This is a genomic window from Sodalis sp. RH22, from assembly GCF_047324165.1.
Taxonomy (GTDB): domain Bacteria; phylum Pseudomonadota; class Gammaproteobacteria; order Enterobacterales; family Enterobacteriaceae; genus Acerihabitans.
Genome location: NZ_CP178731.1, coordinates 5,373,841 through 5,395,259 on the forward strand (window position 1 = coordinate 5,373,841; position 21,419 = coordinate 5,395,259).

At 59.0% G+C, this 21,419-nt stretch carries 18 protein-coding genes and 1 pseudogene; 8 read left to right on the forward strand and 11 right to left on the reverse strand.

Features of this window, described 5'->3' with window-relative positions; all coding sequences use genetic code 11:
• Positions 1-55: 55 nt before the first annotated feature.
• On the forward strand, positions 56-1,537 hold the full coding sequence (gene der / locus ACL2XN_RS24485) for a ribosome biogenesis GTPase Der (RefSeq protein WP_410014012.1): 1,482 nt from the start codon (positions 56-58) through the stop codon (positions 1,535-1,537).
• Between the two features lie 81 nt (positions 1,538-1,618).
• Positions 1,619-1,840, forward strand: coding sequence for a zinc ribbon domain-containing protein (locus ACL2XN_RS24490; protein WP_410014013.1), 222 nt, complete (start codon positions 1,619-1,621; stop codon positions 1,838-1,840).
• On the opposite strand, the gene ACL2XN_RS24495 is transcribed toward ACL2XN_RS24490, so the two are convergent.
• The 5 genes from ACL2XN_RS24495 to mqo all read right to left on the reverse strand — a co-directional run bounded on the left by ACL2XN_RS24495 (position 1,837) and on the right by mqo (position 8,982).
• Positions 1,837-2,178 (reverse strand): protealysin inhibitor emfourin, encoded by a 342-nt coding sequence (locus ACL2XN_RS24495; protein WP_410014014.1) that lies wholly within the window; start codon positions 2,176-2,178, stop codon positions 1,837-1,839. The genes ACL2XN_RS24490 and ACL2XN_RS24495 overlap by 4 nt on opposite strands.
• 80 nt (positions 2,179-2,258) lie before the next feature.
• The gene (locus ACL2XN_RS24500) at positions 2,259-3,293 is read right to left on the reverse strand and encodes a M4 family metallopeptidase (protein WP_413729652.1); all 1,035 of its coding nucleotides are present in this window, start codon (positions 3,291-3,293) and stop codon (positions 2,259-2,261) included.
• Between the two features lie 145 nt (positions 3,294-3,438).
• Positions 3,439-3,891 (reverse strand): N-acetyltransferase family protein, encoded by a 453-nt coding sequence (locus ACL2XN_RS24505; RefSeq protein WP_413721171.1) that lies wholly within the window; start codon positions 3,889-3,891, stop codon positions 3,439-3,441.
• The gene (locus tag ACL2XN_RS24510) at positions 3,884-7,099 is read right to left on the reverse strand and encodes a beta-galactosidase (RefSeq protein WP_413729653.1); all 3,216 of its coding nucleotides are present in this window, start codon (positions 7,097-7,099) and stop codon (positions 3,884-3,886) included. The genes ACL2XN_RS24505 and ACL2XN_RS24510 overlap by 8 nt, the downstream gene beginning before the upstream one ends.
• Positions 7,100-7,362: 263 nt before the next feature.
• Entirely contained in the window at positions 7,363-8,982 is a 1,620-nt protein-coding gene (gene mqo, locus ACL2XN_RS24515) for a malate dehydrogenase (quinone) (protein WP_410014018.1), read from the reverse strand.
• A 487-nt stretch (positions 8,983-9,469) separates the two neighbouring features.
• Between mqo and ACL2XN_RS24520 the strand changes: the two genes are divergently transcribed.
• A complete protein-coding gene (locus ACL2XN_RS24520) occupies positions 9,470-10,693 on the forward strand; it encodes an MFS transporter (RefSeq protein WP_413729654.1) in 1,224 nt (407 codons plus the stop codon).
• 28 nt (positions 10,694-10,721) lie between these two features.
• Here ACL2XN_RS24520 and xseA read toward each other — a convergent pair whose 3' ends face one another.
• Positions 10,722-12,167, reverse strand: a complete 1,446-nt coding sequence (gene xseA, locus ACL2XN_RS24525) for an exodeoxyribonuclease VII large subunit (RefSeq protein ID WP_413729655.1) — start codon at positions 12,165-12,167, stop codon at positions 10,722-10,724.
• Between the two features lie 161 nt (positions 12,168-12,328).
• On the opposite strand from xseA, the gene guaB reads away from it, so the two are divergent.
• The 3 genes from guaB to ACL2XN_RS24540 all read left to right on the forward strand — a co-directional run bounded on the left by guaB (position 12,329) and on the right by ACL2XN_RS24540 (position 16,621).
• Entirely contained in the window at positions 12,329-13,792 is a 1,464-nt protein-coding gene (gene guaB, locus ACL2XN_RS24530) for an IMP dehydrogenase (protein WP_410014021.1), read from the forward strand.
• A gap of 150 nt (positions 13,793-13,942) precedes the next feature.
• Positions 13,943-15,520 (forward strand): glutamine-hydrolyzing GMP synthase, encoded by a 1,578-nt coding sequence (guaA, locus tag ACL2XN_RS24535; protein ID WP_413729656.1) that lies wholly within the window; start codon positions 13,943-13,945, stop codon positions 15,518-15,520.
• Positions 15,521-15,796: 276 nt separating this feature from the next.
• On the forward strand, positions 15,797-16,621 hold the full coding sequence (locus ACL2XN_RS24540; RefSeq protein WP_413727867.1) for an isocitrate lyase/PEP mutase family protein: 825 nt from the start codon (positions 15,797-15,799) through the stop codon (positions 16,619-16,621).
• A 448-nt stretch (positions 16,622-17,069) separates the two neighbouring features.
• Here ACL2XN_RS24540 and ACL2XN_RS24545 read toward each other — a convergent pair whose 3' ends face one another.
• Positions 17,070-17,813 carry an SDR family NAD(P)-dependent oxidoreductase gene (locus ACL2XN_RS24545; RefSeq protein WP_413729657.1) on the reverse strand — a complete coding sequence of 248 codons (744 nt, stop codon included), beginning with the start codon at positions 17,811-17,813 and terminating at the stop codon, positions 17,070-17,072.
• Between the two features lie 92 nt (positions 17,814-17,905).
• Between ACL2XN_RS24545 and ACL2XN_RS24550 the strand changes: the two genes are divergently transcribed.
• Positions 17,906-18,460 (forward strand): TetR/AcrR family transcriptional regulator, encoded by a 555-nt coding sequence (locus ACL2XN_RS24550; protein ID WP_413729658.1) that lies wholly within the window; start codon positions 17,906-17,908, stop codon positions 18,458-18,460.
• A 347-nt stretch (positions 18,461-18,807) separates the two neighbouring features.
• On the forward strand, positions 18,808-18,942 hold the full coding sequence (locus tag ACL2XN_RS24555) for a hypothetical protein (protein WP_410014026.1): 135 nt from the start codon (positions 18,808-18,810) through the stop codon (positions 18,940-18,942).
• Positions 18,943-19,423: 481 nt separating this feature from the next.
• Here ACL2XN_RS24555 and ACL2XN_RS24560 read toward each other — a convergent pair whose 3' ends face one another.
• From ACL2XN_RS24560 to ACL2XN_RS24575, 4 genes and pseudogenes are all read right to left on the reverse strand, one after another.
• A complete protein-coding gene (locus tag ACL2XN_RS24560; protein WP_413729659.1) occupies positions 19,424-19,669 on the reverse strand; it encodes a hypothetical protein in 246 nt (81 codons plus the stop codon).
• Between the two features lie 211 nt (positions 19,670-19,880).
• Positions 19,881-20,081: a hypothetical protein gene (locus ACL2XN_RS24565; RefSeq protein ID WP_410014028.1), complete on the reverse strand. Its 201-nt coding sequence runs from the start codon at positions 20,079-20,081 to the stop codon at positions 19,881-19,883.
• A gap of 195 nt (positions 20,082-20,276) precedes the next feature.
• A pseudogene (locus tag ACL2XN_RS24570) lies at positions 20,277-20,627 on the reverse strand (hypothetical protein); the annotation flags it as partial.
• Positions 20,536-21,405 carry an SDR family oxidoreductase gene (locus tag ACL2XN_RS24575; RefSeq protein ID WP_413729660.1) on the reverse strand — a complete coding sequence of 290 codons (870 nt, stop codon included), beginning with the start codon at positions 21,403-21,405 and terminating at the stop codon, positions 20,536-20,538. The gene ACL2XN_RS24575 and the pseudogene ACL2XN_RS24570, both read right to left, overlap by 92 nt.
• Positions 21,406-21,419 lie beyond the last annotated feature (14 nt).

A 21,419-nucleotide genomic window follows, 5' to 3' on the forward strand; every position in this document is an offset into this window, starting at 1 on the left:
ATAATCAGCCTGATTAAGTGCTGAAACAGAAAAATTACCTGATGAGGTTGTAACAATGATACCTGTCGTCGCGCTGGTCGGGCGCCCGAATGTAGGAAAATCCACCCTGTTTAATCGGTTAACGCATACCCGCGATGCGTTGGTGGCGGATTTTCCGGGGCTGACGCGTGACCGCAAGTATGGTCGTGCAGAATGGGAAGGCCATGAGTATATCGTCGTTGACACCGGCGGTATCGACGGCACCGAGGATGGCGTCGAAACCCGTATGGCCGGGCAGTCGCTGGTGGCGATCGAGGAAGCGGATATCGTGCTGTTCCTGGTCGACGGCCGCGCCGGGCTGATGGCGGCGGATCAGGGCATTGCCAAACACCTGCGCAGCAGGCAGAAAACCACGGTGGTGGTAGCCAACAAAACCGACGGCATTGATGCCGAGAGCGCGGTGGGCGATTTTTATTCCCTCGGGCTGGGTGAAGTCTTCGCCATTGCCGCCTCCCATGGCCGCGGCGTTAATGCCCTGATGGAAGAAGTCTTGCTGCCGCTGGTAGGCGATGGCGGCGCGGTCGAGGAGCCTATCGAGTATCCCGGCATGGAACCCTGGACCGAAGAAGACGAGGACGATTACGAAATCCCGCAGGACGAGGAAGAAGCGTTCGATCCGCAGTCCCTGCCGATCAAGCTGGCCATCGTCGGGCGTCCCAATGTCGGCAAATCCACCCTGACCAACCGTATCCTGGGCGAGGATCGCGTGGTGGTCTACGATATGCCGGGCACAACCCGCGACAGTATCTATATCCCCATGGTGCGCGACGAGCGGGAATATATCCTTATCGATACCGCCGGGGTGCGCAAGCGCGGCAAGATTACCGAGACGGTGGAGAAATTCTCGGTGATCAAGACCCTGCAGGCCATCGAAGACGCCAACGTGGTGCTGCTGATTATTGATGCCCGCGAGGGGATTTCGGATCAGGACCTGTCGCTGCTGGGCTTTATCCTTAACAGCGGGCGATCGCTGGTGATCGCGGTGAACAAATGGGACGGCCTGACGCAGGAGATCAAGGACGAGGTCAAGGAAACCCTGGATATGCGTCTGGGCTTTATCGACTTTGCCCGGGTGCACTTTATTTCCGCCCTGCACGGCAGCGGCGTGGGCAACCTGTTCGAATCGGTGAATGAAGCCTATCGTTGCTCCACCAAGCGCATCAGCACCGCGATGCTGACCAAAATCATGCAAATGGCGGTGGAAGAGCATCAGCCGCCGTTGGTGCGCGGGCGCCGGGTAAAACCGAAATATGCCCATGCCGGCGGTTATAATCCGCCGATTGTGGTGATCCACGGCACCCAGGTCAAAAACCTGCCGGACTCCTATAAACGCTACCTGATGAATTATTTCCGCCGCTCGCTGGAAATCATGGGCACGCCGATCCGTATCCAGTTCAATGAAGGGGAAAACCCGTTCGCCGGCAAGCATAACAAGCTGACGCCGAACCAGATGCGTAAACGCAAGCGTTTGATTAGTCACATTAAAAAAAGTAAATAAGCACGCGATGCCCACCGGGTCCGCGCTAAGCGGGTGAATTGCGGCCGGGTGCGGCTACACGTGGGAAAGGGGGAGGCGATCATGACGCCACGGTGTCCGGTATGCGCCGGTCCGATGCAGGCCGACGGCGAAGACCAGGTTTGCGAGCATTGCCGTCGCCGCTTTCAGGCGCAGGCTATCTGTCCCGACTGCGGGCAGCCCTTGGACGTGCTTAAGGCCTGCGGCGCGGTGGATTATTTCTGTCCGCGCGGCGACGGCCTGATTTCCAGGAAAAGGGTGGACTGGCATTACGCCGCGCTTTAAAACGTCCCCTTTTGCCATAAAATTTCCAATTCCGGCGGCGCGCTGCTCTCCGGCACCACGATTTCGGCCTGTGCCGGCTGCGCCTCTCCCGGCGGTTGGCCGACGATCAGGATGCGGTAAAACCGCTGATCGCCGCTGCCGGGCGCGCGGTTCTGCCCGCTGTGCTGGGCCAGCAGCGCCACGCGGCTGACCAGATGGCACAACTGCTCCCGCTGCGCCGACGACAGGTCGCACAGGGCAAAACGCTGTTGGGCGGCAAGCTTGGGAATATAGGCAAAGCCCCCCTCGCGCGACAGTTCAATCACCGCATGCTCGTTTAATAAAGATAACAGGTCCATCAGGCTCTCCCGGCATTATGTCAACGCAACACCCACTCCGGGCCGCATGCCGGCCCTTGCCGGGGCGAACGGCACGGGCCTTAAGACAATACGCCCACCTCGCGCCAGGCCTGCTCCACCGCCTTGGCCTCTTTAGCGGCAAAATGCTCGCCGGCGTGTTTCACGGTCAGTCTGGCGAAAGCGGCGAAGTCGGCGTTTTGTTTTAACTGGCTATCGCACAGCGTGGCGTACCAGATAGCACCCGCTTTTTCCCAGGCATGGCCGCCCAGGGCTATGGCCGCCAGGTAAAACGCCCGGTTGGGAATGCCGGAGTTGAGATGCACGCCACCATTGTCCTCGCGGGTGTGCACAAAACCGGCCATGTCGGCGGGCTGGGGATCCTTGCCGAGCACCGGGTCGTCGTAGGCGCTGCCGGGCTTGGCCATCGAGCGCAGCCCTTTGCCCTTGATGGTGGCGGCCAGCAAACCGGCGCCAATGATCCAGTCGGCCTGTTTGGCGGTTTGTCCCAGGTGATATTGTTTCACCAGCGAACCGAAGACGTCCGACAGCGACTCGTTAAGCGCGCCCGCCTGTTCAAAGTAGATTAAATTCGCCTCGGATTCCGTGACGCCGTGGGTTAATTCATGGGCCACCACGTCGATAGCGATGGTAAATCGGTTAAATATTTCACCGTCGCCATCGCCAAATATCATTTGTTCACCGTTCCAGAAGGCATTTTGGTAATCGGTACCGTAATGCACGGTGCCGGTCAGCGGCAACCCTTTGGCGTCCAGCGAGTTGCGCTGGAACACCTGCCAATAAAAATCGTAGGTGACGCCCAGGTAATCGTAGGCTTCATTGACCGCAACGTCGTTCCCCGCCGCCTGGCCTTCCCGCCGCACCGCCTTGCCGGGCAGGTTAGTGGTGTTATGCGCGTCATAAATGGCGCGTTCCACCGTGCCGGCTTGCGCCGTCGGCTGGTAACGGGCCGCCACCGGGTTCTGTCCCATCAGGCTATAGACATGGTTCAGGGTATGCCGGGCATACTGGCGCTGGTGTTCGCTGCCTTTTTCGATAATGCGCCGCAGTATATAGGGTGGAATAACGCTCAGGTGCCGCCGGTATAGGTTTTCCATTTTACCCCCTATCAATAATTAGCATTTTATTAAAGTATAGGGGTTTTTATCATCGCGACCAAAGCGGATCGCTAAGCCTTGGCTGCCGGCAGGTCGTTGCCGGTGGCGGGCGGCGCGCCAGAAACCGGGCTCACCCGCCGCGGGGCTAGCGTTGGTATTTGATAAAATCGGTCTTATGGGCCACCTTGTCATACAGTTTCATGGCGGAATGGTTCGTGGTGCGCGTCGTCCAGTACACATTGGCCATGCCGTGGCTGTCCGCATGGGCGTAAACCCGTTCGATCAGCTGCCGGCCCGCGCCTTTGCCGCGCGCCGATTCCTCCACATACAGGTCCTGCAGGTACACGACTTTTTCATGATACCAGCCGTGATCGTGCACGATACAATTGACCAGGCCGATAAGATGCCCCTGCAACAGCGCCACATAGGCAAACATGCCGGGGCAGGCCGGGTCGAGCAGGCGCGCGAAGGTATGCTCATACAGCGCATCGTCGCGGATGGTGGAGTAAAAACTTAAATAACGGCGCCAGAGGAATTTCCATTCCTCTTTATCTGCAAGCGTCATGGGACGGATAACTATCCTGGTATCATCAGTCATGGGCGCCTCCCCGGTCCGGTATGGTCGAGGTTGATACCGGTGTTGGCGATAAAATGGCCGCGCTGTCAAGGGATACCCGCCGCCAACGTAACCTGTAATCATATTCCCGCTCACAGAGCAGATAATCCTGATGCACGCTCGGGCTCCAGGAGTCATCGCCGCCCACGCCCATATGGCGGGCGTCCAGATGCAGCCACAGGCCCGGTTCCGGTCGCAGCAAATGCCAGTGGGTGGCGCGGGTGAGCTGCCCGGTGCCGTAGGGGCTAAGGGAAAAATGAAAATTGCCGTCGATCCGCCAGTCGCCGAAGGCCACTTCACGGGTAAAACAGCGCAGGCCGTTTTCCACCGGGAAAATATAAGGCGTATACATCTTATCCAGCGGCAGGCGCCAGCGGGAGAATTGCGCCGAGGCGAGGCGATCGGGATAGTTTTCGTGCGGCCCCAGCCCCAGCCAGGACACCTCCTGCGCGCCGGGGGCGAGCTGGCATGCCGCGCCGACGCGCGCCAGGGGCGGCAGGGACGGCGACACCACCACCCGGACCCGGTTTTCCATCTGGCCGGCATGGTCGATGGTCGTGTGCCAGTGGCTTTGCAGCAGCAGGCGATCCTGGTGGAAATAGCCGTGTACCGCCTCGAACACAACCCGATCCGCCAATTGATCGGCGCAAAGCCGCAGGCAGCGGTGCTCAAGGTCATACAGGCCGGCGGCGCGCCAGCGCTCCACCCAGGCGTTGGGGTCGACGCAGTCCGCTTCGCTGATGCCGATATCGTTATCCAGCGGCGCGCGGATAAACTGATCGGTCAAGGGACTGAGCAGACCCGGCGCGTCGCCGCGATACCACTGGGTTAACTGGCCGCGCTGTTTATCCACCACCCAGCGCTGATCGTGATGGCGGACGATAAACTCGCCGGCATTCTCAGTCAGACTGGGCGTTTCGTCCGTCGGGCGGGAGGGGCCGGGGACGATGGGCGCCATAAATCCGCGGGCCAGTTTCCACTGCGCCCAGGCCGCCTGATGTCCGGCGGGGGACCAGGGGGTGGCGGCAGGCTGCTCGACGCTGACGCGCAGATACCATTCGCCCGCCTTTTCCGCCTGCGGCGGTAGGTCGCATAACGTCAGCGCGGCGTGATGTCCCGGCGCCAGCCGCAGCGGCGTCGCGCCGCTTAACAGCGGATCGCCGTCGCATTCAATGCTCCAGCGCAGCAGCTCGTTATCGCTGGCGCGAAACAGATATTCGCTGGCGACGTCTATTTTCAGCGGCCGGGTGTCCAGCAGGCGGAACTGGAAAAACTGCTGCTGGTGCTTTGCCTCCACCAGGGCCGGATGAGGGGTGCGGTCGGGAAACACCAGGCCGTTAAGGCAGAACTGGCGATCGTTTGGGGTATCGCCGAAATCGCCGCCGTAGGCCCAGAACATCCGGCCTTCGCCGTCCTGGCGCTCGAGCGCCTGATCCGCCCAGTCCCAGATAAAGCCGCCCTGCAGGCGCGGATGCTGGCGGAAGGCGCGCCAATACGCGGCAAAACCGCCCAGGCTGTTGCCCATGGCGTGGGCATACTCGCATAAAATCAGCGGACGCTGTTCATCGGGCAGGCCGATCCATTTTTTTATCGACCATTTCGGCACCGCCGGGAACGGCTGATCTTCATCGACGCGCGCATACATCGGGCAGAGGATATCGGTGGCGCGGGTATCGGCGCCGCCCCCTTCATACTGCACCGGCCGGCTGGGATCATGGGCTTTCACCCATTGATACAAGGCGTCATGGGTGGCGCCGTGGCCGGACTCGTTGCCCAGCGACCAGATGATAATGCTGGCATGATTGCCGTTGCATTGCACCATGCGCGTAACCCGTTCGCTGAATGCTGCAAACCAGGCCGGGTCGTCGGCCAGCCGGCTCATGGGTTCCATGCCGTGCGTTTCGATATTGGCTTCATCCACCACGTACAGGCCATACCGATCGCATAACCGATACCACAGCGGATGGTTGGGATAATGCGAACAGCGCACCGCGTTGAAATTATTCTGTTTCAGCAACAGGATATCCTGGCGCATCGTTTCCTCGTCCATGACCTGGCCATGGGCCGGGTGATGCTCGTGACGGTTAACGCCGCGGATCAGCAGCGGCTGGCCGTTAAGGCGCAACAGGTCGTCGCGTATCTCCACCCGGCGAAAGCCTACGTCATATGCCTCGGCTTCCACCAGCGCGCCCCGGCCGTCGCGCAGCGCCACCACCGCCCGGTATAAATCCGGCGTTTCGGCGCTCCACAGGCGCGGCGCGGCCACCGGCAGCGCCAGGGTAACCCGCTCCGGATAGCGGCCGCGCTCGTCGATTATCGCGCTGCCGAGCGCAGAACATTGAGCGGCCACGCGCAGGTCACCCCGCCAGAGGGCGACCTCGACGCTATAGTCCGAGGCGGCGCCGGCGGCCTGAGGGGTAATCGCGATGTCCACGTCCAGCACGGCGTCATGCAACAGGGCATCCAGCCGGGTGTGAATACGGATATCCGTAAAACCGACCGGCGGTTTATGCAGCAGGGACACCGGGCGGAAAATGCCGCTCATACGCCACATATCCTGATCTTCCAGATAGCTGCCGTCGCTCCAGCGCAACACTAAAACACAAAGCCGGTTGCGGCCCTGATGCACATAATCGCTCAGGTCAAATTCCGCCGGCAGGCGGCTATCCTGCGAATACCCCACCCAGTGTCCGTTGCACCACAAATAAAACGCCGAATTAACGCCGTTGAAAATAATCCGCGTCCGGCCCTGGCCGGCCCAGCCGTCGGGCAGCAGAATATCCCGCGAATAGCAGCCGGTGGGATTATCCTCGGGCACATAGGGCGGATTGACCGGGATAGGGTATTTGACATTGGTATAAATGGGCCGGTCATAACCGGCGGTTTGCCAGTTTGACGGCACGGCCATGGCCTGCGCGCCAGGCAGATCGTCCTCCAGCCAGCTTTCCGGTACCGCCTGGGGGCGTGGGAAATAGCTGAAACGCCATTCGCCGTCCAGGGAACGGCGTTGTTCGCTTTCGGTGTCCAGACGCGCCAGCTCCTCGTCGCGCCAGCTATGGAAGGGCGGATGGGCGGGCAGCCTGCGGTAATGGGTCGCGCCGGGATTTTGCCAATCCCCGCGCGCCAGCACCGCCGCCAGCGAGGATAACGACGATGCCGGGCTGTTTTCTTGTGTCGGGGATAGCGGCATGGCATACCTTCTTTAGGGTGGTGATTGCCCGGGCGTCTTTGGCGGTGATGCCATGGCCGGCAGGGAAAGCATGTACTTTGTTCACATAGTATTTCAGTTAAATGCCAATGTATACGCCATCGCCAAACGGCGGACAGGGGCGTTCAGGGTCCGTGCACCCGGCCGCCGGGGCAAGGCGGCATGGCGGGGGAAAAAAACGCGATGACCGCTGGGCGCTTGCTTGCCGCGGCGGGCGGCCGGCGCATAGCCGGCCGCTGTGCGCGCTAGATGGCTTTGGGCAAGGTATCCCACAGGCCGGCGGACCCGGCGGCGCTGCCCTGGGTAGCCTCGACGCAGGCCAGCTGCAGGATCCCGCTGGTATAGGCGCGTATTTTATTGGTCATTTCAACGCTGCCGTCGAGCGGGCGGCCGTAGGAGGGGATGATTTCCTGGAGCTTGGCGCGCCAGGCGGGGGAGGCCGCCTGCTCTTTGAACATGCTCTCAAGCAGTTGCAGCATAATCGGCGCGGCGGTCGAGGCGCCGGGCGACGCGCCAAGCAGCGCCGACAGACTGCCGTCCGCCGAGCTGACCACCTCGGTGCCGAACTGCAGGATGCCGCCTTTCCTGGCGTCTTTTTTAATGATTTGCACCCGCTGGCCCGCGTCGGTCAGTTCCCAATCCTCCAGCCTGGCCTCGGGATAATATTCCTTCAGCGCCGCCAGCCGTTTTTTATCCGACATAAACGATTGACTCACCAGGTATCCCAGCAGGCCGAAATTATCCAGGCCGACACGGATCATCGGCATCAGGTTCTGCCACGTCAGCGAACCGAACAAATCAAACCAGGAGCCGCGTTTAAGGAATTTACTGCTGAACGTGGCGTAGGGGCCGAACAGCAGGGTGCGTTCGCCGTCCAGCATGCGGGTATCGATATGCGGCACCGACATCGGCGGCGCGCCGACCGACGCCTTGCCGTAAACTTTCGCCAGATGGCCGTTAACCACCTCGGGCCGGGTGGTCACCAGGAACTTGCCGCCCACCGGAAAGCCGGCATAACCCCGGGCTTCGGGAATGCCGGATTTCTGCAGCAGCGTCAGCGACGCGCCGCCGGCGCCGATAAAAATATGGCGTGCGCGCACCGAGCTTTGCCGGCCGTTGTTGTTCAGGTCGGCGACTTTTACCGTCCAGGTACTGTCGTCGTTGCGGCTGATATCCAGCACGTCGTGGCGCAGGTGCAGGTTAACGTTCGGCCGCCGTTCCAGCGCGGCGAGCATCTGCCGCGTCAGTTCGCCGAAGTTGACGTCGGTGCCCATGGCCATGCGCGTGGCCGCCACCTTTTGGAACGTGTCGCGGCCCGCCATGATCATCGGCGCCCACTGCCTGATGACGTGGCTGTCCTCGGTATATTCCATGCCCTGGAATAACGTGCTGCCCTGCAACGCGGCATAACGCTTGCGCAGGAAATTAACGTTTTCCTCCCCCCAGACAAAACTCATATGGGGAACGTTATTAATAAAGGATTTGGGGGCGCCGAGAATATTATTTTTTACCAGATAGGCCCAGAATTGGCGGGAAATTTCATACGCCTCGTTGACCGCCACCGCTTTGGTGATATCAATCGAGCCGTCGGCCATTTCCGGGGTGTAATTTAACTCGCAGTACGCCGCATGGCCGGTGCCGGCGTTATTCCAGCCATTGGAGCTCTCTTCCGCGGTCTTATCCAGACGCTCATACATATTGATGGTCCAGTCTGGCTCAAGTTCCTTAAGGTAGGTTCCAAGCGTAGCGCTCATGACTCCACCGCCGATCAGGACAACATCCACCGGGGCGTTATTCGCAGCCGTTTGCCGTTGGGACGATGCCAACAAATTCATGCAAAGGGGTGCGATGAAATGCTCTTTCATGCGCAGTGTCTCTATTTAAGAAAATTAAGTATACCGCAGGGCAATATTATTGAGGTTGCTTTGAGCCCAATACTGTCTGCTTAGCGTTTTTGATTCTATTAGCCGTCAACGGCTAAGTAAACTAAAAAGTGATGTTATCACCTGGTTAAGATACATAAAGCTTATAGGTTGTAAATGGTTGATAAACAGCTGTTTGTCCAAAGGTGCTGATTAATTTTTACCATTCATTAACAAATGCTTACTCTCTTTTTATCAGGACAAAAAAGGCATTTTAAGTGTAATCTGCGATGGTTGACCCATTAGGCAGCCGGATCCTCTTTATTACGGGAATAATTAGCAGCTCGTCATTTCACCCTTTTTTTCCGTAGCGCAGAAGTTGTTTTCATGGCGGCTGGATTGATATTATTTTTGCTACTCGGGAGCACTACGGCGACGCGCGGTTAATTATTTCCGCCAATCCATGGCCATCACAGATCTCAGGAAGGATATGACAAGCACCCCGACGGATTCGGCTGACGGCAGCCGCTACTGGCAACAAAATTTGTTTGTCTGCGTCTTTGGTTCGTTCACCACCATTATCGCCATGACCCTGCTGCTGCCGTTCCTGCCCCTGTATGTAGAACAGCTGGGCGCAACGACCCACGCCGCCATCAGCCTCTGGTCGGGCCTGGCCTATGGCGCCACCTTTTTCAGCGCGGCGCTGACCGCGCCGCTGTGGGGACGCCTGGGCGATCGCTATGGCCGCAAGCTGATGCTGATCCGCGCCAGCCTCGGCATGGCGGTCGCCATGACGCTGCTGGGCATGGCGCACAGCGTCTGGCAACTGGTGGCGCTGCGCCTGCTGGCCGGTCTGCTGGGGGGCTATGCGTCGGGGTCCATGATCCTGGTGGCGACTCAAACCCCCAAAGCGCGCACCGGCTGGGCGCTGGGCGTCCTGTCTTCCGGCATCATGGCCGGTAATTTCATCGGTCCGCTGATAGGCGGCACCCTGCCGCCGCTTATCGGCATCCGCGCCACGTTTATGGTGGCCGGCGCGACGATTTTTATCTCCTTCCTGGCGACGACGTTTTTGTTGCGGGAAGAACCGGGCGCCACCATCAGGCGCAAAAAAGAGAGCGTGCCGGAGGAGGCCGCCGGGTTTACCCGGCCGGTGCTGGCGATGCTGATTACCGGCGCGCTGCTGATGGTGGCCAATATGTCCATCGAGCCGATTATCACCCTGTACGTGGCGCAACTGGTGGCGTCCACGCAGGTCACGTTTGTCGCCGGACTGGTGATGGCCAGCGCGGCGCTGGGCAGCATTGTCTCCGCGTCCTGGCTCGGCAGGCTGGCCGATCGCAACGGGCCGTGGACGGTGATAATCGGCTGCCTGCTGGTCGCGGGGTTATTGCTGATCCCGCAGGCGATGGTCACCCGCGGCTGGCAACTGGTGGTATTGCGCTTTTTTATGGGCGTGGCGCTGGGCGGGCTGCTGCCCTGTATCGCCAGCGTTATCCGCCATAACGTGCCGGACAAGATTGCCGGCAGGATGCTGGGTTATTCCACCTCGGCGCAATATGTCGGCCAGGTGGCGGGACCGCTGCTGGGCGGGGTTATCGGCGGGCATTTTGGTATGCGGCCGGTGTTTTTCGGCACCTGCGCATTGCTGGTGATTGGCGCGGGCTATAACGCTTTTGCCCGCCTGGCCTCTGCGCGCGGTAATCAGAAATAATCAGGCGTCCGGGGGCCGGCCCCGGGCGTTAATTGGCGTCCTTGGCGCGCCGCGCGGGTTTCGCCGCGGCGGGCGTGACGCTCAGCACCTGGCTTTCCACCCGCCCGTCTTCCAGACGTGTTGACAGGATATCCCCCGCCTTCACCTGCCGGGCCCGTTTGACCAGCGCCCCCTTGGTATCGGTGGTAACGCTGAACCCGCGCGCCAGCGTTTTCAGCGGACTGACCGCTTCCAGCTGGGAGCACAGCATGCCGAAGGTCCGCTGCTCCCCGCTTAACTGCCGGGTGATGCCCTGCGCCAGCCGGTAGCGCAGCGCCTGTATTTGTCCCTGCTGGTTCAAGCGGCCGCCGATCGCCTGCCGTAGCCGGTAGCCTAAAGACTGTAAGCGCTGCTGCGCGTGATTAATGCGCGGCAGCGGCGCCCGCTGGCCCAGGCGCTGGAGCAAACGCTCATGGCGTAAGCGCGCCTGGCGCAGCTGCCCCTGCAGGCTGTCGTCCAGCCGGCGGCGCAGTTTTATCAGCGCCGTTTGCTGGCGCGCCAGGCGCAGGTGCGGATGCTGTTGCTGCAGGCGGTGCTGCATCCGGGTCAGGACCTGCTGGCGCTGCGCCATAAAATAGTCCATCGCCATTTCCAGGCGCTGCTGCTGGGATTGTAATTGCCGCGCCAGCTCCAGCTGGTTGCGGCTGACCAGCTCCGCCGCCGCCGAAGGGGTAGGGGCGCGCAGGTCGGCGACAAAATCGGCGATGGTGACATCGGTTTCATGGCCGACCGCGCTCACCACCGGCAGGCGGCTGGCAAAAATCGCCCGCGCCACCCGCTCATCGTTAAAGCCCCAGAGATCTTCAAGCGAACCGCCGCCGCGGCCCACGATCAGCACGTCGCACTCGCCGCGCCGGTTGGCGGCCTCGATGGCGCGCACGATCTGCGCCGGCGCGTCCTGGCCCTGCACCTGGGTGGGATAAATCACCACCGGCAACGAGGGATCCCGGCGCCGCAGAATATTGAGGATATCATGCAGCGCCGCGCCGCTGGCGGAGGTGATCACGCCGACCCGGCGGGCCGGGCTGGGCAAAGGCTGCTTATGGATGCTGTCAAAAAGACCTTCGGCGGACAGGCGCTGCTTAAGCTGCTCGAATTGCTGTTGCAGCAGGCCGTCGCCGGCGGGCTGCATGCTTTCGGTTACCAACTGGTATTCGCCGCGCGGTTCGTACAGCGTCAGCGCCGCCCGCACCAGCACCTGCTGGCCGTTGCGCGGCAGGAAGGTTACCCGCCGGTTGCTGTTGCGAAACATCGCGCAACGCACCTGGGCGCGATCGTCCTTCAGCGTAAAATACCAGTGGCCGGAGGCGGGCTGCGAGAAGTTGGAGATTTCGCCGGTCAGCCAGACCTGGCCCATTTCGCCTTCCAGCAGTTCGCGCACCGTCTGGTTAAGACGGGAGACGGTAAAAATCAAGGCGGTGGGCGGTGAAGACATGTGAGCCAGATCAACTTCTATAAATAAGGGTTAATCGATTGATATTACTTATCGCTCAGCGCAGATCAAGCATTTTTTTTAAAAAGTTCTGGAGGCAACCGGTTACGTTCTGTATAATGCCACGGCAATATTTTATACATTCATCCTGGTGAGATATTGCTATGTTACGTATCGCAAAAGAAGCTCTAACGTTCGACGATCTCCTCCTGTTACCTGCACATTCCACGGTGTTACCCAACACGGCCGAACTCGGCACGCAACTGACTAAAAAAATACGCCTGAATATTCCGCTGCTCTCCGCCGCCATGGATACCGTGACTGAAGCGCCCCTGGCTATCGCCCTGGCCCAGGAAGGCGGCATTGGTTTTATCCATAAAAATATGTCCATCGAACGCCAGGCCGAAGAAGTCAGCCGGGTGAAAAAACACGAAAGCGGCGTGGTCACCGATCCCAAGACCGTCACCCCCGCCACCACCTTATCCCAGGTAAAGGAACTGACCGCCCGTAACGGTTTTGCCGGCTACCCGGTCGTCACCGACGACAACGAGTTGGTGGGCATTATCACCGGCCGCGACGTGCGTTTTGTTACCGACCTGTCCCAGCCGGTTACCGCGGTCATGACGCCGAAAGAGCGCCTGGTCACGGTAAAAGAAGGCGAGGCACGCGAAGTCGTGCTGCAGAAAATGCATGAAAAGCGCGTGGAAAAGGCGCTGGTGGTGGATGCGCATTTCCATCTGCTCGGCATGATTACGGTCAAGGATTTCCAGAAAGCGGAGCGCAAGCCCAACGCCTGCAAGGACGAGCACGGCCGCCTGCGGGTAGGCGCGGCGGTAGGCGCCGGCGCCGGTAACGAAGAGCGTATCGACGCGCTGGTCGCCGCCGGCGTCGACGTACTGCTGATCGATTCCTCCCACGGCCATTCCGAGGGCGTATTGGAACGTATCCGCGCCACCCGCGCCAAATATCCCGACCTGCAGATTATCGGCGGCAATATCGCCACCGGCGCCGGCGCCATCGCGCTGGTCGAGGCCGGCGTCAGCGCGGTTAAAGTGGGCATCGGTCCCGGCTCCATCTGCACCACCCGTATCGTCACCGGCGTGGGCGTGCCGCAAATCACAGCCATTTCCGATGCGGTGGAAGCGCTGGAAGGCACCGGCATCCCGGTTATCGCCGACGGCGGTATCCGCTTCTCAGGCGATATCGCCAAGGCCATCGCCGCCGGCGCCTCCTGCGTCATGGTCGGGTCGCTCCTGGCCGGCACCGAGGAATCCCCCGGTGAAATCGAGCTCTACCAGGGCCGTTCGTTTAAATCCTACCGCGGTATGGGGTCGCTCGGCGCCATGTCCAAGGGCTCCTCCGATCGCTATTTCCAGACCGACAACGCCGCCGACAAGCTGGTGCCGGAAGGTATCGAAGGCCGGGTGGCGTATAAAGGCCGCCTGAAGGAAATCGTCCACCAGCAAATGGGCGGGCTGCGCTCCTGTATGGGCCTGACCGGCTGTGCTACTATCGACGAGCTGCGCACCAAGGCTGAATTTGTGCGTATCAGCGGCGCGGGTATTCAGGAAAGCCACGTCCATGACGTCGCCATCACCAAAGAATCCCCGAATTACCGCATGGGCTAAGCGCTGCGCACGGCGCGGCGTTGACCCGCGTCGGCGGCCCGCAGTTAATTACGCTTCGGATGGCCGAGTAACGGCCCTCCCAGCTGTTATTCTTCCCGGCCGCGGCCGGGACGTATTTTATTTGCTATCCGCTCCTGGAATATGCCTTCTATGACAGACAATATTCATCAACACCGCATCCTGATCCTGGACTTCGGCTCGCAATATACGCAGCTGATCGCCCGCCGCGTCCGTGAGCTCGGCGTCTATTGCGAACTCTGGGCCTGGGACGTGACGGAGGCGCAGATCCACGCCTTCGCCCCCAGCGGCATCATCCTTTCCGGCGGCCCGGAAAGCACCACCGAACTGAACAGCCCCATCGCCCCGGACTATGTGTACCGGGCCGGCGTGCCGGTCTTGGGCGTTTGCTACGGCATGCAGACCATGGCCATGCAGCTGGGTGGCCGGGTGGAAGGCTCCAGCCAGCGCGAGTTCGGCTACGCCCAGGTCGAGGTGGTGGCCGACAGCCAGCTGGTGCGCGATATCCAGGATTCCTTAAGCGTCAACACCCGGCCGCTGCTTGATGTGTGGATGAGCCACGGCGATAAGGTCACCGGCATTCCGGCGGGGTTTGTTACCGTCGCCAGCACCGAAAGCTGCCGGTTCGCCATTATGGCCGACGAAGAACGGCGTTTTTACGGCGTGCAATTCCACCCGGAAGTGACCCATACCCGCCAGGGACAGCGCATTCTGCAACGCTTTGTCCTTGATATCTGCCAGTGCGAGGCCCTGTGGACGCCGGATAAGATCATCGAGGACGCGGTCAGCCGGCTGCGCGCGCAGATCGGCGACGATCACGTGATCCTCGGCCTGTCGGGCGGGGTGGACTCCTCGGTTACCGCCATGCTGCTGCACCGCGCCATCGGCAAGCGTTTAACCTGCGTGTTTGTCGATAACGGCCTGCTGCGCCTGCACGAAGCCGACCAGGTGCTGGAAATGTTCGGCCAGAAATACGGCCTGAATATCGTCCATGTCGCCGCCGAAGAGCGTTTTCTCAGTGCGCTGGCCGGCGTGGACGAGCCGGAGGCCAAACGCAAAATCATCGGCCGGGTATTTGTCGAGGTTTTCGATCAGGAAGCCAGCAAACAATCCCTGGTCAAATGGCTGGCGCAGGGCACCATCTACCCGGATGTGATCGAATCCGCCGCCTCCGCCACCGGCAAGGCCCATGTCATCAAGTCCCATCACAACGTCGGCGGCCTGCCGAAAGAGATGAAACTGGGCCTGGTGGAGCCGCTGAAAGAATTGTTCAAGGATGAAGTGCGCAAAATCGGCCTGGAGCTGGGCCTGCCCTACGATATGCTTTATCGTCACCCCTTCCCGGGACCGGGTCTTGGCGTGCGCGTGCTGGGCGAAGTGAAGAAAGAATATTGCGACCTGCTGCGCCGCGCCGACGCGATTTTTATCGAGGAACTGCACCGGGCCGAACTCTACCATAAGGTCAGCCAGGCATTTACCGTATTCCTGCCGGTACGCTCGGTGGGCGTCATGGGCGACGGCCGCAAATACGACTGGGTGGTCTCGCTGCGCGCGGTGGAAACCGTCGACTTTATGACCGCTCACTGGGCGCATTTGCCCTATGAGTTCCTGGGCCGGGTGTCTAACAGAATCATCAATGAAGTCGATGGGATTTCAAGGGTGGTTTACGATATATCGGGGAAACCGCCGGCGACGATTGAGTGGGAATAAGTTTTTAGCATCCACTGAGTTCCGCTAACGTCTAAAATCGCCAGTGAAATCATAGGATTTATTGGCGATTTTTTTTTGTGGGCCATGGGGATCCATCTGGCTTTATATGGAATAGAACTCCAGCATAAGGTCGGTTGCCTCGAATGAGTTCTTTGATATAGGGTGATGAAACTCTCCACGGCGAAAACAGCTGTGTATTTAGTTTGATAATCAACGGATGGCTCCAAGTGATTCCCAGCCATTTAAAACAAATTAATACCACTCAAGGGGACATTTATGGGAGATAAAAGCAAGGCTTTTCGGCTCCTTCATGAAATGCCGGATACTTTTATTATTCCTAATCCCTGGGACATTGGGACGGCCAGAATACTTGAAAGTATGGGATTCAAGGCACTTGCTACGACCAGCGCCGGTCTTGCATTCTCCTTAGGTGTACCTGAAGGGCGGGTTTCGTGGAAGCAGACTATTGATCATTGTCAGGCCATTGTTGAATCAACGTCTCTGCCAGTATCAGCGGATCTTGAAAAAGGAATTGGTGATGATCCGGACAGTGCCGCGGAAACCATAAAAATTGCGGTCAATATTGGTCTGGCAGGTTGCTCCCTCGAAGATCATACCGGTCTGCCCGATGCCCCGGTCTATGATTTAAGCCTCGCAGTCGATCGTATTGAAGCCGCAGTAAAAGCACGAGAAGCGCTGGATCATGATTTTGTGATCACGGCTCGCGCCGAGAATTTTATGTGGGGACGTCCTGATTTGGATGATACGATCCTGAGATTACAAGCTTTTGAAAAGGCGGGAGCTGATGTACTTTATGCTCCCGGCCTTCACGATCTTTCAATGATCAAGACCGTTTGTGAATCAGTGACAAGGCCAGTTAACGTTGTTATGGGATTGCCGGGTGAGACGTTCAGTGTTGTGCAACTGGCCGAAGCGGGAGTGAAACGTATCAGCGTTGGTGCATCAATGGCCAGACTGGCATACGGTTCTTTTGTTCAGGCAGCCCGCGAGATATGCGCTGAAGGTACTTTCGGTTATTCAAAGAAGGCTATTGGTTTCTCCGAACTGGAGGCATTTTTTAGAAAGTCTGAAGGTGCTTAGCCTTCTAAGCTCAGGTTTGCATTTCTGCCTGCCGTATGCAATTCGTCGCGCTGATCCCTCAAGCCCCGATCATCGGTCAATACCCTGGCGTAACCGATCCGCAGGTGGCCGCTTTCCAGGTCGAGCGTACAGGGGCTGTGTTTGTCTCTCATGGCGCCCCCATTGTGTTGCAAATATTGCCGCATATTATAGGGAATTTGCGACTGACTTTTGCAACGTCTGAGCGCCAGGAAAAACCGACGGCGAGGTGTTGTCGCAAAACGTTGGACTTAGGCGACAAATGACAAAGATAAAAAGGGAATCTTTCTTTTCACCCCCCTCGGACTGGCGAAAATGCGCGGTAGACCCAGTGGCCTTATTGTCGCCCCGAAGAGCGAATTAACCTGTCGTCGCCAGTCGGCTAGACGGCCTTACCACAGGCCGCAAAACTGAAGGGTCGCACCGCATATCAGACGGCCACGAAGCCACCATCAACGAACAGTTCCTCACCACCGATGAAGCTGCTTTCGTCCGACGCCAGAAATAGCACGGCTTTGGCGATTTCTTCAGTCGTGGCGAGCCTGCCGAACGGGATGGTTTGCTGCATCCATTCTTCAGCGCCGGCGTTGTTTTGCAGATAGGTCTGCATTGCCGGGGTCAGTACCATGCCCGGCGAAACGACATTCACCCGAATGCCCTGATTTTTCAGGTCGGTCGTCCAGGTGCGGGCGAGCGAGCGGATCGCCGCCTTCGTCGCGCTGTAGACAGATAGATTTGCAAAGCCCTTGCTGCCTGCTCCTGATCCAGCCAGCACAACCGCGCCGCCAGCAGACATCAGCGGCAGGGCTTTTTGCACCGTGAAGACCGTGCCCTTCACATTGATGCCGAACACGCGATCGAAATGGTCTTCCTCGATGCCACCGATGGGTGCGGATTCCGATACGCCAGCATTGGCGAAGACCACATCCACGCGACCTTTCTCTCGCTGGATCTGTGCGTACAGACGATCAAGGTCGGCAAGATTGCTGACATCGCCTTGCACCCCAATGGCACCGTGCCCGATTTCCTTCAGAACCTCATTTAGGCGCTCTTGGCGGCGGCCAGTGATGTACACATGAGCGCCCTGTTCCGCGAAGGACGCCGCCGTGGTCAAACCGATGCCGTCCGTGCCGCCCGTAACCACCACAACCTTATTTTCAAATCGTTTCGCCATGTCGTAAGCTCGCTTTCGTATCAAGTGGAGGATTGCTCCATTTATTATATGGAGGTATCCTCCACTTAACAAGTAGCAGCGAGACTATTCCTTTGACCGATGAACCCACATTGAGAGCCGATGCGCAGCGAAACAGAGAGCGTATTCTTGCAGCCGCCGAGGAAGTGTTTCTTGAGAAAGGCGCGAGCGCCTCATTAGAGGACGTAGCGAAACGAGCGGGCGTAGGAATCGGCACGCTATACCGGCGCTTTCCGACACGCGAAGATCTTTTGGCGGCGGCCTACAGCGCTCGTTTCCTGGCATTAGCAGAAACCAGCCGTGCCAGAAACGCAGAGCTTGCCCCACTGGGCGGCTTGCGGGCCTATCTCGAAGAGCTGGTTCAATACACTACGGTCTATCGCGGCCTCGCGGCCTTGCTCGGAACGGTTCTCCAGATTGGAACGCCGGGATGCCTGGCAACCAGTGGGGAAGGGGTCCGTCTTTTGGACCTGGCGCAGAGGGGCGGAGCTATTCGGCCTGATGTCACTTTCAACGACTTGGTGTGCATCGCAACGGCAATCTCACTCGCTGTCGAGAAAGACAGCTCTCCAAAAGCACGGATCGCGCATCTGGTGAGCCTGTTTTTGAATGGGGTGGGCGTGCGTTGAAGCCACATTTGGGTCGCTGATTTTAGGATTTTTGCGACACGGCAAGACACATTTTTCTGGCGCCGCTGATAAGCCCTGACATATTGGGCCGGAGGCAAGATCGCTTATGGCCGAGCTTTTGTATCTCTCTTGCCCAGTGATGTGATGCTCCACAAGCTTCCATAGCAACAGTCATAGGCGGTTGCTGAGCGTAAACGGCTACGCGGAAGTTTTATCTTGCCAGCCGGTTTTCCATAAGCATGGGTACTGAAGAGATAAAAGGTCGTTTTAGCCAGATCGATGCCGGTAATTTTCATTTCAAACAGGGTATCCCTCTTACTTTTTCTTCTGATTAAAGTTTATCCATCATGGCGGAAATGGATGCTGTCGTGAAGAAGGGGGAAGATCATCTCATCGCTTACGCTTACGAGCAAACAGGCAGCGGTGGATTAAAAATAGCGCATCGTTCTATTGACAGGCAAATAAAGATCATGCAAAACTAAACAGTACGGTACGGTTTAGTAGGGTTTCCGCTCAACGCCTTGCAGTAAAAGCCGTGACCTACAGCCGTACCTTAAATAATCCCAGTTGTTTACCCATTTGGAGTCTTTATGAACCGACTGATTTTACCTTTATGCATGCTGTCGATATTCGTCCTAACCGGCTGTGTTTCGTTATTTTAATCTATGGACGGGCGCGAGTTTATTGAGCATCGCGATCTCGGGGGGTGAATATGAAAAGAATCATTTGGCTAAGCTGTACGCCATTAGTGTTGATGTTATCCGGCTGTATTTCCTTGGGCACGCATCTGTAACCAACGCCTGCCGGCAACGCAGTCCGGCGGCGTGGCGGAACACTTTGATTGTCGGGTTAGCCGCGGGAGGAAAACCGCAATGCGGCTACTATAATAATAGCCGCATGTCACTGGCACAGCACGCACCAAAGGATAGGCGGGAGGGGGAGACTAACGTGACAATTGCTTTATCAGATTAATGATCCTATCACCGAGGAAAATAACATATTTTTGGTGAATTCACCCAGGGATTGCGCATCTTCCCTGCGTCGCGCGGCCAATTTTTTTATCGCCTCAATTTGTGTTGATGCTTCAACTTCCTGGTCCAGTTTATAAAACCCGTCGGCGGTGATTTTTGCTATCTCGGCGTCGTGCAGCTGCTTACTTTCGTAAACGTTTAATGCCGTGTCGTTGGTATAAAAAACGTACATTGCCATAAGGTTAGCCTCGTCATCTTGTCGCAATGGTCAATCGATTGGGCAGGGTCCTCGCGGGACTGGCTTCCCTTCACCGATCGCCCCGATTCCCAAGCTCTGGTCGTGCAGGCATTACCCCGGTCAGCGCGCCCGCATCGCTGCGCTGACCACGATAATCCGGTAAGGGTCAGTGTATATAGACGTGATGTTAGCAATGGTAGCCGGATAAGTTTTATCTATAACGCGGGCTATTGTCGCGATCGCGATCACGCCCCTGGATATGCTCACGATCCCGGTCGCTTAACCGGCCTTGGTGGTGGTTGTAGCGATCGTCATAGCGCCGGTCCGGGTGCCGGTCGTGTCCGCCCACCATCAGGCAGCCGTTGAGTAAAAAAGCCAGCGCGATGTAAACTGGCAATAGTATTTTTTTCATAGTGTGGGTTCCTGCCTCTATGCAGTTTAATCATCAGATAACCCCAGGGCGCCACGTTGCGCGGCGGCCCGCAGGCGTGGGTTATGGCGCGGCGCAAACGTCGCGATTGTCACGAACCCAGTTCCTGGCCTGGGTGGCAATCTGCGCCGCCAGCCGCGTTATCACCTGGCGTTGCGACGCTAGCATAGTCGCATCTTCGCCCAGTGCAAGCTCAGTGAATTGGCTGTGGCAGGTAAGCCCGATGCGCCGATCGCCGCTGAGCCGGCTCAGGCGCCAATCGGCGGCAAATTCAACAAACTGTCCGGGCCACACGTCGAACTGGCGCTTGGAGGTGAATGGTAAGTATCGGCAGGGCGTCGGTGCGGTTGGCCAGCCCGGACATATCCCGGGTGGCCAGGCGTGCGGCGCAAGCTGGCTAAGTGTTTCCCGGCCAAGCGCCAGGCGGATCGCGCTGTCAAACTGCAGCGGCGATTTCGGATGCAAAGGCGCGATAAGAGCGCAGCGGGCGTCCCAACAGCGTGGTGAGGCGTTCGACGTCGCCGGCATCCGGGAGCATGCCTTCGGTGAGGAAACGCTCTCCCATCAGGCGCATGTCGTAGGCCATCCAGCCCGGCATGAATTGCCGCAGGCTGTGCTCGAACCCCGCGGTGTCGTTGCCGGGGAAGGCGATCGGACGCCCGAGGACGTCGGTCCAGATGGCGGCGACGTCAGGGCCGGTCAGCGTCTCGGGGCCGACCAGGTTGATCCGCTCAAGCGGGAGCGCCGCGGCGGACTTCTCGCGGCGCAAGAGTTCGATGGCCGCGATCTCGCCGACGTCGCGCGCGTCGATCATGGCGAGCCCCTTGCTGCCGATCGGCATCGGGTAGATACCGTGGCGGGTCACCACGTCCTTGATGGTGACGTCGTTGTTGATGAAGTAGGCGGGGCGCAGGATGGTCGCGTTCAGGCCAAGCTGCTCGATCATCCGCTCGACGGCGAACTTGCCCGCAAAGTGCGGCACGTTCGCGTAGCGGTCGCTGTGGATCACCGAAAGGTAGACGATCCGCTCGATGCCTGCGTCGCGGGCGAGGTTGAGCGCGATCAGCGCCTGCGTGAATTCGTCGGCAACGACGGCGTTGAGCAGGAACAGCGTCGAGACGCCTGATAACGCGGCGCGCAGCGCGTCGACGTCGAGCAGGTCGCCCTGGACAATGCCGACGCCGGCCGGGAAGTTGGCTTTTGCGGGATCGCGCACGAACGCGCGGACATCGGCGCCGCGCTTCACGAGCTGTTCGACGACTTGGCGGCCGACAGTGCCGGTAGCGCCGGTAACGAGAATGGTCATGATGATGTCTCCAT